This is a genomic window from Alteromonas infernus, from assembly GCF_902705815.1.
In genome coordinates this window covers 1-14831 of the sequence record NZ_CACSIG010000059.1, presented here as the reverse complement: position 1 = coordinate 14831, position 14831 = coordinate 1, and the positions used below count along the sequence as shown (strand labels likewise).

Annotated in this window: 10 protein-coding genes and 1 pseudogene; 6 read left to right on the top strand and 5 right to left on the bottom strand. The window is 43.3% G+C overall.

Going from position 1 to position 14831, the window contains the following annotated elements:
* Window positions 1-15: 15 nt before the first annotated feature.
* Both ACX5J7_RS14915 and ACX5J7_RS14910 read right to left on the bottom strand, forming a co-directional pair.
* A complete protein-coding gene (locus ACX5J7_RS14915) occupies window positions 16-729 on the bottom strand; it encodes an endonuclease/exonuclease/phosphatase family protein (RefSeq protein WP_498707395.1) in 714 nt (237 codons plus the stop codon).
* Window positions 717-2933 (bottom strand): VTT domain-containing protein, encoded by a 2217-nt coding sequence (locus ACX5J7_RS14910; protein ID WP_485165487.1) that lies wholly within the window; start codon window positions 2931-2933, stop codon window positions 717-719. The genes ACX5J7_RS14915 and ACX5J7_RS14910 overlap by 13 nt, the downstream gene beginning before the upstream one ends.
* A 252-nt stretch (window positions 2934-3185) precedes the next feature.
* Between ACX5J7_RS14910 and ACX5J7_RS14905 the strand changes: the two genes are divergently transcribed.
* Together ACX5J7_RS14905 and ACX5J7_RS14900 are read left to right on the top strand one after the other, a co-directional pair.
* Window positions 3186-3863, top strand: coding sequence for a PAS domain S-box protein (locus tag ACX5J7_RS14905; RefSeq protein WP_462836047.1), 678 nt, complete (start codon window positions 3186-3188; stop codon window positions 3861-3863).
* Window positions 3839-4819: a PAS domain-containing protein gene (locus ACX5J7_RS14900; protein ID WP_498707394.1), complete on the top strand. Its 981-nt coding sequence runs from the start codon at window positions 3839-3841 to the stop codon at window positions 4817-4819. The genes ACX5J7_RS14905 and ACX5J7_RS14900 overlap by 25 nt, the downstream gene beginning before the upstream one ends.
* A gap of 182 nt (window positions 4820-5001) precedes the next feature.
* Here ACX5J7_RS14900 and ACX5J7_RS14895 read toward each other — a convergent pair whose 3' ends face one another.
* Window positions 5002-5598 (bottom strand): porin family protein, encoded by a 597-nt coding sequence (locus tag ACX5J7_RS14895; protein ID WP_012519734.1) that lies wholly within the window; start codon window positions 5596-5598, stop codon window positions 5002-5004.
* Window positions 5599-6109: 511 nt separating this feature from the next.
* Here ACX5J7_RS14895 and katG point away from each other — a divergent pair.
* Both katG and ACX5J7_RS14885 read left to right on the top strand, forming a co-directional pair.
* A pseudogene (katG, locus tag ACX5J7_RS14890) lies at window positions 6110-8409 on the top strand (catalase/peroxidase HPI).
* A 310-nt stretch (window positions 8410-8719) separates the two neighbouring features.
* Window positions 8720-9205 carry a hypothetical protein gene (locus ACX5J7_RS14885; RefSeq protein WP_498707392.1) on the top strand — a complete coding sequence of 162 codons (486 nt, stop codon included), beginning with the start codon at window positions 8720-8722 and terminating at the stop codon, window positions 9203-9205.
* Window positions 9206-9232: 27 nt separating this feature from the next.
* Here the strand turns inward: ACX5J7_RS14885 and ACX5J7_RS14880 are convergent, their stop codons facing one another.
* The gene (locus ACX5J7_RS14880; RefSeq protein ID WP_015068056.1) at window positions 9233-10558 is read right to left on the bottom strand and encodes a mechanosensitive ion channel family protein; all 1326 of its coding nucleotides are present in this window, start codon (window positions 10556-10558) and stop codon (window positions 9233-9235) included.
* Between the two features lie 646 nt (window positions 10559-11204).
* Window positions 11205-11936, bottom strand: coding sequence for a FadR/GntR family transcriptional regulator (locus ACX5J7_RS14875; RefSeq protein ID WP_012519729.1), 732 nt, complete (start codon window positions 11934-11936; stop codon window positions 11205-11207).
* 341 nt (window positions 11937-12277) lie between these two features.
* Between ACX5J7_RS14875 and ACX5J7_RS14870 the strand changes: the two genes are divergently transcribed.
* Window positions 12278-14239, top strand: coding sequence for a polysaccharide lyase 6 family protein (locus tag ACX5J7_RS14870; RefSeq protein WP_474376888.1), 1962 nt, complete (start codon window positions 12278-12280; stop codon window positions 14237-14239).
* Window positions 14240-14341: 102 nt separating this feature from the next.
* The gene (locus ACX5J7_RS14865; RefSeq protein WP_287149058.1) at window positions 14342-14803 is read left to right on the top strand and encodes a PfkB family carbohydrate kinase; all 462 of its coding nucleotides are present in this window, start codon (window positions 14342-14344) and stop codon (window positions 14801-14803) included.
* Window positions 14804-14831 lie beyond the last annotated feature (28 nt).

The window sequence follows — 14831 nt, the reverse complement described above, 5'->3', positions numbered from 1 at the left end:
TGATTAACCAGGTCATTAGTCAGGAGATTCAGGCAATTCTATATCGATAAGAACAGGCAGATGATCGGAATATACTCTGGTTTTAGCATTCTTAAGCGTCCTACAGGCTTTAACTTTTATATCATCGGTAACCCAAACTCTATCTAACGAAAAGACGGGGAATTGGCTAGGAAATGTAGCACCGACTTTTTGTTGAAAAAGCAAAGAATTCAAACCTTTAAATGCTTTAGAAAAAAACTGCCATTCATTGAAATCTCCAGCCAGTACTAACGGGGTTTGCTTTTCCTTGAGACGCTGAGAAAGGTGCTCATGAAGCAAAGAGAACTGTGAGCGCCGCTCCAGTTTTTTTAGTCCCTTATGCGTATTCACGACAGTAAGCGGCGTTTTCTCTGTTTTTAATTCGACAATTTGCACATTTCTCGGTTGTCGCCCGCTTTGGCTTACATCAACCCTGTCGTTTGATAAAACGTCGTAGCGAGTGAGTATAGCGTTGCCATACCAGCCATCAGCTTCTCTGATGGCTGGCGAAGGTATAAGCTTAAAGGTATTTTCGGCACATATGTCTCTAACATCTTGTGCGGTATCTCGCTCGGGAGGGCGGGTGTCCATTTCCTGCAGCAACACGACATCGGCACCGCTGCTTGCGAGAAATTGCCCAATGCGTTTGTAATCATGCTTTTTGTCTCTACCTATTCCGCTGTGAATATTATAAGTCACTATGCGGCACATTTTTTTACCTCACTTTTACTACTGCTATCTTCATTTTCGCTGTCGCTTTTCGCTTCTTTACGGGCTTGATAGAATCGAGCGAACTTTTGTGAGCCCCAGATCATTAAGCCCCACAGTACAATACCGCCCACTAAATAGCTGATTGTTTCAGGCGATGGGTTCTGCCAAATTTGCGCGATAGAATCACCCACTAAGCCTTTAGCAATCATGGGAGGAAACATACCTAAAAACGTTCCTACCAAGAATTGGAAGATCCCTATTGATGAAATACCCGCTACCAAGTTAACTAAACTAAAGGGCGCCACAGGCAACATCCGGATAGCTGCTACGCCAACTATGCCGCTGCGTTTCAGTTTTTCATCAACCGCCGCGACTTTAGGGCCGCCTATTTTTCTAAGCCCAGCATTACCCGATAGCTTGCCAACACCGAACATAATGGCTGAGCTCATAAGTGCCCCCATGATGCCGTAAATAGGGCCCCAAATTGGACCGAAAATAGCGGCGACAGCCAGTGATAGTACGGTGACGGGGAAGAACAGTATACCGCCAACAACATAGACTAATAGGACCGTGGGTAACGCAAAGTAAGTGCCCCTGCTTTTTTCTAAAAAGGTATTGATGCTGTCCGAGCTCAACCACGGAATGGATTGACTCGCCCAAAACATTAACCCACCTAGCACGGCAATTATTGCAAGACCTATCAAAATCATAATGCTTCGACGTCTTGGATTGCGAGCAGGTAGGGCCGCGCCATCAAAAGTTGGCACCGAGATCAAAGGTTCTTCTGGATCTGAGAGTGCACGAAACATATTTTGGCCGGAGTGTTCAGTGAAAACTTCATCACGTACTTCAGTTAGCACATAGCCATGTGCTATTTGCCCCTGCATTAAGGCTTCAACCGGTGAATCGTTATCGAAAATAGCCGGCATGTCGGCAATATCTCTGCCGGTATGCTCAGCAAGTAAATCATTACGCACCTGTTCAATACAGGCTTGATTTTCCTTGCTATTGCCAAACAACACTGTGTCTATTTCTGTATCTAAGGTCATAGAGCGGTTGCTTAAATTCGAAGAGCCGATCACAAGATATTTGTTATCAATGGTCATCACTTTTGAATGAATACGCTTATAAGCGCGGCGACCTTGCATGTCTTCAATGGAAGAGTAGGTTAGCTTCACTCGCTCTGGGTCGATGCCCTTTTCTAAAATAGCTTTAAATTCAATTCGACTCGCCCAAAATGCTTCGCACTCAAACTTTCCTTTGGGCTCGTAAGAGCTCACAATAATGACCGAAAGATTAGGCTTTAACTTAAGTTGCTTATTAAGCGCCTCGGCTATCTCCTGTCGGGTTGTGAATTGGTTTTCAATATAGATAACAGATTCGGCTTCGCCGATAAGGTCAAGCAGCATGTGACGTACTTCTTGCGCTGGCTCTACTTCATCCATAAACGGAATAGTACGGGCAAGTGCACACTCTACGTTTTCAAAAAGCGGCGGGTAATCTTCAGGCCACGCATCAGGAAGGGGCGCATTATCATCAATCCGCGCGTCTTCTCTCATATCAATAGGAGATTCTTCGGCTACGCGCTGCCAGCGCCATCTAACTAATTTTGCAAAATCTTCTACTACGGGACCGCTTGATACCATTTGCACATCGTGAAGGGGGCCATATTCGCCATCTGGGCCGTCGCGCTCTTCAGATACAACGGGGTGGTCGCGAGTGTCCCAGCGATTTGTCGACACGTCCATTCCACCTGAAAACACCAATTCATCGTCGATAACCACGATTTTTTGATGCTGGCTACCGCCCATGGGAATTGTGCCATCAAGTTCAGTTTGTACGTTATCCGGCGTTTTCTCTTCCCACACTTCTTTCGCCCACATTTCTCGCTGAGCGAAAAATGCCAACGATGAATCCCACCGCAATAGGTAAATCTTAATATCGGGGAGTTGTTCAGCTTTCCACTTTAGCAGGTCACTAATTACACTTGGTGCTTCGCTATTGGCTTCGTCATCGCCTCTTAGTAGGCGAATTCGGCTGTCTATGTCCCAGCCTACAATAAAGATACTGTGCTTGGCTTTAACTATTGAACTGTGCAACGCCTTATAGTAATTCCCGCAATCAATGAGTGGCGTAGAGAAACGGGCCTTACTTTCGACCCAACAGTTTTGGCCTGGTTGGAATATGCTCTTACCTGATTGCATGTGCTTTTACCTGTTATTCATTCTATTAATCTGTAGTAGAGATTGCAGAATTCATACCTGATGAACATGCGTATAAAGGTTTTCTAACTCACTGATGTTAATTGATAAGTTGTTTTTTAGACGGGAGCTAAGTTGGAAATGATTAGCACAAATTGTAAGATTTTCATGCTTTACTATATTTTATGTCCATAGCTGGAAAAAACATAAGACGTAAACTATACCCTTTGTTGATATAGGTAATAGGGCAAAGTAATGAAGTTATTCTCTCGTGAAAATGCGGCCGAGCAGGCCCTCTCTCAGTCGATACTTGCGGTTGTCACTATAGACGAAAAAAACGAAATCACGTTTTACAATGAAGCCGCTCAACGCTTGTGGGGTTATACACCAAGTGAAGTGCTCGGTAAAAATATAAAAAAGTTGGTTCCGCTAGAACACCAAGCTAATCACGATAACTACGTCAATACTCACCGGCAAACCAACGTTAATAAAATTGTAGGCAGTTCGCGAGAAGTAGAGTTAGAAACGAAAAGCGGTGAACGTATTTGGGTGCAGCTAGCATTATCCCAAGTGATTGTGAGCGGTAAAAAACATTATACGGCCTTTGTTAGGGATGTCACTGAAGAGCGCGAGTCGCGTGAAATTGTAGAGCAGACCCTAGAGCAAGCGCTAGATGCTGTAGTTTGTATCGATGAAAATAACAACGTTACCTTATTTAATGCATCGGCAGAAAAACTTTGGGGATACCAAAGAGAAGAAGTTATTGGTTTTAACGTTAAAATGCTGGTTCCCCACGAAATTCAAGCGAACCACGATAACTATGTCAATGCGAATCGCGAAACCGGTCAAGACAAGATAGTTGGCACTAGTCGTGAAGTAAAAATTGAGAGAAAGGACGGCAAAGATTTATGGGGGCGTCTTTATCTAAAGTGAAGTTAGCTGATAGAACGCTTTATACTGCTTTTATAAAAGACGTTACGGAAGAAGTTGAGCAGCGAGAATTACAGCGTATGCTTTCCCTAGTTGCTAACGAAACCGATAACGCTGTCATTATCTCTGATGCTAACGGTTTAATTGAGTATGTAAACAACGGATTCTATCGTCTAACCGGTTGGGAGCTCGATGAAGTCAGAGGGAAAAAGCCCGGGTCGTTTTTACAAGGTGAAGAAACCGATCAGCGAACCGTGAGTGTTATTCGCCAAAAGATAAAAAATCGCGAAGCTTTTTACGATGAAATATTGAATTACAAAAAAGACGGGACGCCTTACTGGACGTCGCTATCGATAAACCCTGTCTTTAAAGAGGGAGAGTTAGTAAATTTTATAGCGGTTCAAGCTGATATCACCCGAGTTAAACAAATGGCGCTAGACTTCACCAATAAGCTTAAGGCTATTGGTAGCGCACTGGTGCTTTTGGAAATGGAGCCTAATGGTGAAATTATTGAGGCGAACAAGCTCTTACGTGATACGTTAAAAGACGTGATGGGCTCTCAAGCGTTTGCTAGCGAAGTCATGAAAAGCCTATCGCCTGAAGATAAAACCGCACTCGAGACATCGGGGTTTGTTTCAAAAATTATGGAATTCGATGTAGGAGAGAACTTACTGGCGTTTGATGCAAGGGTAAGCGCACTTAAGGATTTCAATGGCAGAGTGACCCGTTATGTCTTTTTTGCTGTGAACATATCGTCTCGTAAACAGGCTGTGAACGATACACAAGAGGCCATGAAAGAGCTATTGGTTACAAGCCAAACCATTAGTAATATCGTCGGAACAATTAATTCAATTTCTGAGCAAACAAACTTACTTGCGCTAAACGCTGCTATTGAGGCTGCTCGCGCGGGAGAAATGGGAAGAGGCTTTGCCGTAGTTGCAGATGAAGTAGAACCTTAGCAGGGAATTCGCAATCCTCGTCAAACGAAATAGATAATCTCGTTAAAGCGACAGTGTCGAAAATACGAGAGTGGACGGAACTCATTCAGCGAATAGATGGCTGACAAACAACACAAAGCCTTTGCACAGGGCAAAGGCTTTGTAACTATTTAACTAAGTTTATGCGCTAACAAGCGCTTGTCTTAGAAGCGGTATTCAACACCGATGCTTGCTTGTTTTAGATCGGTCTCAAAATCGGTATCGTCGATATCATCGAACGCTTCATCTGCGTCCAATTCAGTATCATAAACGGTGTATTCAGCGTTTACTAAGAAATTACTTGTTACCGCGTAGCTAAGACCTGCACCAACGAACAAGCTTTCATCGTCGTTATCTCGTGATACGCCTGCAAAGTTGTATTCAGTTTCTGACCATAGCTGACCCGCTTTAGCATAAAGCGAGAAGCGCTCGGTAAGTGGCAAAATACCCTTGATAGCAGCGGTGTAACCATCTGTTTCAGCGCCAGCGATATCGTTACCGTAATCGCCAAAGTCGACGTAGCCACCTTCAATCGCTACCCATTCGTTAAACTTATAACCTACAAGGCCTTGCCATACGTCTTTGTCGTCGTCGAAGTCGTCTTCACCTTCAACGCGTAGGTAACCGTAATTACCACCTACGTAAAAACCACTGTCTTTTGCTTCAATCTGGTTAGACTGAGCATGGGCACCAAACGAAGCCATTGCACTGATAGAGGCAACAGTAGCTAGTCCAGTAAGTGTCTTAAGTGTGTTTTTCATAAGTTCATCCTCATTACTTCTATAACATTCCATCGACTTCTTATTGAAGTTAATGCGTGATTTATTGCACTACTCCTGTTTCAAGTGCTGTGCCATGGTAAAAATTGCAAAATTACCTTCAAAGAAAAGAAAACTTTACAGAGAGATGAGTATTTCCGCCTGTTTTTTAATCACTTGGCAAAAGGTGCCTTGTGCTATTGAAAACAAGACGAGAAAAATTTTCCCAGCCTCTGAAAGAGATTCACGACACTCATCTGACTAATATGTACGCTTCGTTAGCCGTAGCGTTTTTCTATCTGTTTAAATAAATCTGAAGGCTAACTGTCAGAATTTAATAGTTTTTTTAATTGATTGGATTTTCCAATCAGTTGAATTCATTTTATCAACTGTAAATAAAGCGTAAGCCCGTCTATCTTTTAATTGCTTACAAGGTAAACAAAATGTTAACGGTTGCGGTTTAACGCAATTGCCGCAATTTGATAACGAAAACAAACTCAGACGGGAAAAAACCATGAACATGAACAGGTTTAGAAAAACCACGCTATCTGCACTTGTAGCACTTTCGCTAGGTGCCACAGGCGCGATTGCTAATGATCAAATTAGTAAGCCAGCCGGTGCAAAAGGCACGGGCATGACAAAAGCTTTTCAACCGAAAAGCAACCAATTTTGGTGGCCAGATCAACTTGATTTGTCACCGCTAAGGGACCATGACAACCGCTCTAACCCACTTGGCGAAGATTTCGATTACGCCAAGGCATTCTCTAAACTTGACCTTGACCAAGTTAAAAGTGACATCAATGAGCTTCTGACTACATCGCAAGATTGGTGGCCAGCAGACTTTGGAAACTATGGACCATTCTTTATTCGTCTTTCATGGCACAGTGCCGGTACCTACCGTACGCTAGACGGCCGTGGCGGCGGCGATGGCGGCCAAATGCGCTTCGACCCGTTAAACAGCTGGCCTGACAACGGAAATTTAGACAAAGCACGCCGCTTGTTGTGGCCAATCAAGCAAAAGTACGGTGAAAGCCTTTCTTGGGGCGACTTGATGATCCTCGCGGGTACAGTAGGTATGGAAAACATGGGTTTTGACACCTATGGTTTTGCGGGCGGTCGTACTGATGACTGGGAACCAGATATGGTGTATTGGGGCCCTGAAGTAGAAATGCTTGCAAGCGATCGTGAAGAGCGTGAAGGCAAACTTCAGCGTCCACTAGGTGCAACGCACATGGGTCTTATCTATGTTAACCCAGAAGGCCCTAAAGGTGTGCCTGACCCAATGGGCTCGGCAAAAATATTCGTACCGCGTTTGCTCGTATGGCAATGAATGATGAAGAAACCGTAGCGCTAATCGCTGGTGGTCACACATTCGGTAAAATGCACGGTGCTCACAAACCAGCAGACTGCTTAGAAGCTGAGCCAGGTGGTGCAGGCCTAGAAGAGCAGGGGTTAGGTTGGAAAAACAACTGTGGTAAAGGCAACGCTGAAGATACCGTAACTAGTGGCCTTGAAGGTGCGTGGACACAACTACCTACTAAGTGGACAAGCTTATATCTTCAGAACTTATTAGGCTTTGAGTGGAAGCAAACTCGCAGCCCAGCCGGCGCTATTCAATGGGTCCCTACTGATGAGTCACTACACACATCAGTTCCGGATGCACACGTGGAAGGTAAGAAAAACCCACCAGTGATGACAACGGCTGACCTTGCGCTTAAGTATGACCCTGAGTACCGTAAAATTGCAGAACGTTTCTTAGCCGACCCTAAAGAGTATCAGACGGCGTTTGCAAAAGCATGGTTTAAGCTAACGCACCGCGACATGGGTCCAAAGGAACGTTACCTGGGTAACGACATCCCTAAAGAAAACTTTATCTGGCAAGACCCTGTGCCTAAAGCTGATTACAAAACCATTTCTGACAAAGATGTTAAAAAGCTTAAAGCTGATATTTTAGATAGCGGCTTAACAGTACAGCAACTGGTTAAAACAGCATGGGCTGCGGCGTCAAGCTTCCGCGCTTCTGATTTACGTGGCGGTGCAAACGGTGCACGTATCGCACTAGAGCCTCAAATGAACTGGGAAGCGAACGAGCCAGAAACGGTTAAAGCAGTAGTAGCTAAACTGAAAGAACTACAAGAAGATTACAACTCGCGTATGTTCTCGAAGAAGAAAGTATCGCTTGCTGATTTGATTGTTATTGGCGGTGCTGCAGCTATCGAAAAAGCGGCTGCTGATGCTGGTGTTGAAGTTAGCGTACCTGTGGTTCCAGGTCGAACTGACGCCACGCAAGAGCAAACTGACGTTAACTCTTTCTCGCTACTTGAGCCAACCGCAGACGCGTTTAGAAACTACTACAACGCAGAAGCAAGCTATCGCTCACCAACCGATATGCTAGTAGATAAAGCTGACCAGCTAAACCTGACCGTGCCTGAAATGACGGTACTACTAGGTGGTCTGCGTTCTCTAGGTGCAAACACTGGTGGCACTAACCACGGTGTATTTACCGATAACGTGGGCACGCTTAACAATGACTTCTTCGTAACGTTGCTAGACATGGACGTTAAGTGGAGAAAAACCGATGATGCTTCTGGTTATGAAGGCGTTAACAGAAGTACTGGCGAAGTTATGTATATTGGTACACCTGTAGACCTCGTGTTTGGTTCAAACAGTGAATTACGCGCGGTTGCTGAAGTGTATGCTTACGACAATGCGAAAACCCGCTTTGTTGAAGACTTCGTCGATGCTTGGACCAAAGTAATGACGCTAGACCGTTTTGATTTACGTCATGACCTCAATGCGAAGCTAGCGAAGTAAGTCAAACTCGTTAACTCGTAGCTTGATAGCTAACAAAAGGGGGCACTTTACTTTAGGAGGGCCCCTTTTTTATGCAAATGTTTTTATTATTTAAGCTTGTACAAGCTTTAAACATCCGCTTTGCCCATATAGTACCCAGGGTGTTGTAAAAAAGCGAAGCAACAGTCATATTGTTCTTCCTAGCTTTAAGTGAAAGTACAGCTTTCAAATTAAGCTTACGTCATCAGTATCAAAACCATCGAGTATTCGTCGAAAACCGTGTTCGAATTCGCTACACTGAACCTTATTTTTCCATCCATGACATAACTTAATGGCCAGTCTTCAACGTGCTTTAGTAAATTTAGATATGTTAAGCGACGATATTAACGCGTTATCTTCTGATAAACTGAACACCGCCACGCACATTCACCTTTTACATAGCGTGCTAGAGGAATTGAAAAACGCAGAGGCCACTGTTGTTTTCGAAACCGAAGCCAGTTTCCATAAAACTCTGCAAGGTTCTTTATTTGAACCCATCTTTGAGCGAAAACGCATGGTAGGCGTGTATACCAAGCTGGTTGGCTATGTCATTACCGCATGGGAAGCCTCAAATAAGGCGAACGCAATCTTAGTTGATAACTTCGATGCAAGCGCAGATAAGCGTCTTGAGCTGCTTCAGGTGAAAGCTATAAGAGCCAAATCTCAACTTAAAACCGTCGCGACGGCCATGGGGCAAAACGACTACGAGAAGTTTACACAAGCGCTAGGGTTAATTGCACAAGAGTGGCAGTGGGATATGCTTCGCGCAAGGTTTTAGTCAAGCGCGAAGGTAATACTCAATGACTTACGAAGTGGTATTTCTGATACCGATATCTTGCTCGTTGATAACGCGAACTTCCCGTTGAGGGAACGGAATTTCAATATTATGCTCACGTAAGGTTTCAAAGACGGCCAGCAACAAATCACCGCCCACACGATTCTTGCCGTCGTCTATTCCTTCCATCCAGAATTCAACAAACATGTTCACGCCCGAGTCGCCAAAACTATCTATTTCACAGTCTGGTAGTTCTTCAAAAGGAATGTCTTCGCCACTGATCACTTGCGGGTGTGCCGCCACGGTATCTTTAATAATTTCTACCATTGCGCGAATATCTGTTTTGTACGCAACCGAGAAGTCGATACGATAACGCTGCTTTTGGTTTTTGTGCGTCCAGTTAATGAGTAAAGAGCTGATGAATTTTTCGTTGGGTACAAGTACATCTTTCCCGTCGAAGGTTTCAAGCACGGCATAGCGCATTTTGAATTCTCTTACGATGCCTTTTTTTCCGTCTTCAAGCTCGACATAGTCACCTACGGTTAGCGACTTATCTAACAATATGATAATGCCTGATATAAAGTTTGAAGCGATAGATTGAAGCCCCAAACCAAGACCCACGCCTAACGCGCCGCCGAAAACAGCGAGGGCAGTGAGGTTGATCCCCATGACATTAAGTAACAATAAAAATACGATACAGAAAAGGGCTACTTCGAAAAGCTTAGCGAATACCTCTTTGGTGGATACATCAAGGGACTTGTGGTTTCTTATGATGTCTTGACCGATGGCATTTGAACTGCGACCTAACCAAAAGAGCAGCCCGCCAAACAACACTACTCGGGTCACCCCATAGGCAGAAATCTCAACATTCCCTACTGAAATCGCTATCGACGCCAGCGCTGTTGTAATAAGTGGTAGCATGCCAACAAGGTGCAAAAATAAAATCGGTAAACCTACCCATCGCATAAGCCCTGCAATGGTTTTATTTTCAACAAAGCCGGTAATGAGTGAGTTCACAAACAGCATTAATGCCACGACAACCGCTATTTCTAATAGCCACGCGTCAAACTGAAACTGAGCGCCTAGCACAGTGGTCAGCTTTAGCATACTTATAGTGATAAGCGGAAAAAGAGCCTCACCTAAGTTATATAGAAACCCGTGCATCGTGTGTGCACCTTGCTCGGGCTTTTCTCTAGTAAACTTAAACGGCTTCTTCACTTGCCTGGCAAGTAAAAAGGCTATGCAATATATTACCGCTATGGTTGTCAGCTGAATAATAAAGCTATCAGACATAACTGATGCTTTAACGAGAGCCAACTTTTCTTCAGCATGTTGGGTTAAACTTTCAACATTCATCTTTTAATTTCACTTGGTTATCACAGCGTAAGTGTGAGTGTTATTAGCGCATAAAGTAATTTCGCGCTTTTTATCTGTTATAACAAACATGGTAAAGCTTTTTCTTACCTTTGTGCCATATAACTAGGTTTAACTTTTTTGGTCATATAGGTCTCTTAGCTTGTTATTGTGCATAAGACGCTAAAGTACTGAGGCTTTGAACTAAAGGGTGGTTATCCTAAGTTATTGATTTTATTTTTCTTAATTTTTATTTTACTCTGTTTTTATTTTATTGGCGTGAACGGGCTTGCTTAAAAAGTTCTACGGACTCGTAAAAAATTTGTCGTGAAGATTCACAAAAATAACAGGTTATCAATATTGGTAATAATAACTGGTTGGCATCTGGTAAGGCCGAAATGTAGTATGGAATGGTTTTCTGCTGCTTGAGAAAGCGGAATGTGAACAAGCTTATCTACGCGTTTAAGCAAGTTTTGGGGAAGTGGCGGGCCGTATTTTAGGTTCAATATTTACCTCGAAGTAGAACTTTGCTCTTACGCCTTAAAGCAAAATAATAAAAACAGTGACTCATAAGAGTACCCTACAAAGCAAACAGGCTTCTTAGAAATAAGAAGCCTGTTTTATTTTACAATCAGAAAACCTTCTGTCACTACTGTCTTAAATGAGCAATTGAATAGAGCCCTCTGGTTTCATCTGTTTTTCGTTTAATTTCTTCAAGTGCTTTTGCTTCACTTGCGTCAAATAATGCATTGATCAAACGATTAAAATGCTGATGCATTGCACGGCGTGCACCGGCCGAATCTTTACTTTCTATAGCATCGTAGATAAGCGTATGTTCTTGAAGCCTTTGCTCTTCACCTTGGGAGCACACGTCACTATATGCAGCGATAACTTGTGGAACGCTTCTACGCAGTGCCCATAAGTTTTCAACAGACAACATAATTGCATTGTTGCGGGTTGCTTGAGAAATAATCTGATGGAAGCGTTGGTCGGCTTCATCCGCTTTCTCTGGCGATTTCATCTCTACCAAGGTTTGCTTCAATGCCTCTAATTCTTCACTAGAAATGGTTGCTGCTGCAAGCGCTGCCGCTTCGCCTTCAACCAATGCACGGGCCTGTGTGAGTTCAAATGCACTGATAGGCTTGGTTACCTGACCAGGCTTTTTTTGATGCAGTACATAAACGCCAGAGCCCGTCTTTACTTCAACGCGCTCGCGCACTTCAAGAGCAATGATAGCCTCGCGAATGGTAGGGCGACTAACATTATAAGTTTCTGCAAGCTCTCTTTCAGCGGGTAATCGACTACCTTCAGGATAAATCCCCTGATCAATTAGCGCCTCGAGTTTCTCAACGATGCTCCAGAAAAGACGACGAGTCTTCATATTTACAGCCCTTGTTTGCCTGTTGCTTACCAAGTAGAGGGTACACAATTGGTAAAAGAATTCTATCTGACCATTGTATATCGAAACTAGCGCAAAGCGCAAAGTCCCTTATGTATCGTTAATACTAACGCTTATTAAACGATAAAAAGTCTAATTGGTAATACATTGATTTGGTTATTGGTAAAATAAATTGGTTGTTTTTGGTTTGTTTATTGGTTAGATTATAAAACAATCGGTAACAAATAAATAACAGCATAATTGCGTTTTTGCAAAACAACGTGACCAATTAATGCGGTTAGAGCAATAAAATTTCAATACTTGCTCGGCAAGGAGAGGGATGTATGAAGTTAAAGAGTACCTTTAAGTCAGCGGTCGGCGTTGTTACTTTGTTGACGCTAAACTCGACTGTTAACGCTGAAGACTTTTTCGTAGATTCTAAAGCATCCTATTACGATGCTGTTAGCCAGGTAGGTCCGGGAGACGATATTGTTTTTAAAAACGGAACGTATCGCGATTTCGAAATTAAGTTTCAGGCCCAAGGCAGCAAACAAGCCCCTGTTACTTTGCGTGCTGAAACAAAAGGCGAGGTGGTTTTTTCTGGTCAATCTAACTTAGCAATTGCTGGAAGCCACGTGGTGGTATCAGGGTTAGTATTTAAAAATGGTTATTCGCCTTCAGGCTCGGTCATTAGCTTTCGAGTAAATAAAGATGATGTGGCAAACCATACCCGCGTTACCGAAGTGGTTATTGAAGACTATTCAAAACCCGATAAATTTGAGAGTGACTATTGGGTTGCGCTTTATGGAAAACACAATCGCTTCGATCACTCCTATCTTGCTGGTAAGCGCAATCGTGGCGTTACCGTTGCTGTGCGACTAGATAGTGCGGATAGCACTGAAAATTACCACCAAATTGACAATAACTACTTTGGCTACCGACCTGAACTGGGCTCAAATGGCGGGGAAACACTAAGAATTGGCACAAGTCATTATTCATTAGAAAACTCGTTCACTCGCGTTGAGAACAATGTATTTGATAGATGTAATGGCGAAGTAGAGATTATTAGTGTTAAGTCGGGTGGGAACACCCTTCATGGCAACACCTTTATTGATGTTTCTCACATACAGCTAGCCGCTGGCGCAGATGAAGAACGTTCAGCGCCCCCAGTAGACAGCGTATTTACGAAAAACCTTGTTGTTGCTAACAGGGTTCCCACTACATTCAGCTTCTTCGATGATATTAGCGGTATAACGTTTTCGAACAATATTGCTAATTACAGCGTTGAAAGTCAGATTGAAGCGGGTTTTACCAAGCGCACTGATATTGGTGAATCAACAAATGTGACTGTTGACGGTATGCAAGTAGGTGCAGACGATAGCGTAAAAGCATTATCAAAAGATGAGGTAGGCCCAAGCTGGTATCAAAAGAAAGAATATGAATTGCCATTTAAATCGGGTAAAGAAATAAGGGTAGAGCCCGGTGTGAACACTATTTTCGACGCGGTCACCCAGGCCGAAGATGGAGATGTGCTTGTCTTAGGTGAAGGCAAATACAGCGAAGAAAAAATCATTAAGGTTGAAAAGGTATTGTCTATAGAAGGGGCTTCATCTGACTTGGTTACGATTTTACCCCAACGCTCTGCCTTATTCGAAATTAGCGATAATGGGGCTTTAGCGCTTCAAAGTGTAACCTTAGCGGGCACAGATGCGCCTGATGCGGCAGGCAATACACTAATTCGTACCAAAAAATGGGGCATGTTAACGAACTACCGCTTCACCATGGATAACGTGAAAGTGGTCGATGTAGACATTAATCATAGTTTTCATTTCTTTTCTGCTGGTGCGCGAAGCTTTGCCACGCATTTTTCTGTGACGAACAGCCATTTTGAAACAATTTCTGGAAACGTATTTGCGTTCAATAAAGAAAAAGATGACTTGGGTATCTACAACGTTGAAGTACTCAACATTAGCAATAATGTTTTTGAAAACGTGAGCGGAGCACTAGCCTTGATTTATCGTGGGGGGACGGATGAGAGTACATTCGGGCCCAAAGTAACGTTGAGTGATAATACGCTGACCAAGGTGGGTCACGGCAAAAGAAATAAGCGCAAAGCAAGCATCTTCCTTCATGGCGTCCAAAAAACAAACATTCGAAATAATACGTTCGACTCTAGTGCGAAGGTACGCATTGAGCACACGGTCGGTGAGCCACAAACGACGCTCAGCCAAAATAGCTTTAGTAACACCGATAAGCCGTCAATTATAGATTTTCTAATGGCTAAAGACGGCTGCCAGTGTCAGTAATTATAGTCATTAGAGTAAGTCAATTGGCGTTGCTTGCAGCAGCGCCGAATAACGTTAAAACAAGCAAATAATACAAAGCTATGAGTTCGTAGGGTGGAATATATGAGAGTTGGTTTTATTGGCGAGTGCATGGCTGAACTTAAAAAAGTGGATGGTTTACTGCAGGAAGGTTTTGCAGGCGATACCTTTAATTCTGCCGTTTATTTAAAACGCACATTCCCAGCATTAGAGAGTTATTTTATTAGTGCGATAGGGAGTGACCCGCTTTCTAAAGAGATGCTGGAATTTACTCGAGGTGAGTCAATCAATACGCGCTTTTTATATGCTCACCCAGACAAACATATCGGGCTTTACAAAATTTATACTGATGCGTGCGGTGAGCGTTCATTTACCTATTGGCGAAATGACTCTGCAGCAAAGGGTTTGATGTCGTTATTAAATGAATCAGATGCAGCGTCGCTTACCGCCATGGATATGGTCCTTTTTTCTGGAATTTCTCTGGCGGTGTTAAACAGAGAAGATCTTAATAAATTTTGGCGTTTACTAGAGGCTGTTGATCTTTGAACATTATTTGTTCAGCAGTACATNGGTA

Bases quoted from the DNA above. Each gene is read 5' to 3' on its own strand.
- ACX5J7_RS14915 (WP_498707395.1), bottom strand. From the start codon at position 729: ATGTGCCGCATAGTGACTTATAATATTCACAGCGGAATAGGTAGAGAC.
- ACX5J7_RS14910 (WP_485165487.1), bottom strand. From the start codon at position 2,933: ATGCAATCAGGTAAGAGCATATTCCAACCAGGCCAAAACTGTTGGGTC.
- ACX5J7_RS14905 (WP_462836047.1), top strand. From the start codon at position 3,186: ATGAAGTTATTCTCTCGTGAAAATGCGGCCGAGCAGGCCCTCTCTCAG.
- ACX5J7_RS14900 (WP_498707394.1), top strand. From the start codon at position 3,839: ATGGGGGCGTCTTTATCTAAAGTGAAGTTAGCTGATAGAACGCTTTAT.
- ACX5J7_RS14895 (WP_012519734.1), bottom strand. From the start codon at position 5,598: ATGAAAAACACACTTAAGACACTTACTGGACTAGCTACTGTTGCCTCT.
- ACX5J7_RS14885 (WP_498707392.1), top strand. From the start codon at position 8,720: ATGGCCAGTCTTCAACGTGCTTTAGTAAATTTAGATATGTTAAGCGAC.
- ACX5J7_RS14880 (WP_015068056.1), bottom strand. From the start codon at position 10,558: ATGAATGTTGAAAGTTTAACCCAACATGCTGAAGAAAAGTTGGCTCTC.
- ACX5J7_RS14875 (WP_012519729.1), bottom strand. From the start codon at position 11,936: ATGAAGACTCGTCGTCTTTTCTGGAGCATCGTTGAGAAACTCGAGGCG.
- ACX5J7_RS14870 (WP_474376888.1), top strand. From the start codon at position 12,278: ATGAAGTTAAAGAGTACCTTTAAGTCAGCGGTCGGCGTTGTTACTTTG.
- ACX5J7_RS14865 (WP_287149058.1), top strand. From the start codon at position 14,342: ATGAGAGTTGGTTTTATTGGCGAGTGCATGGCTGAACTTAAAAAAGTG.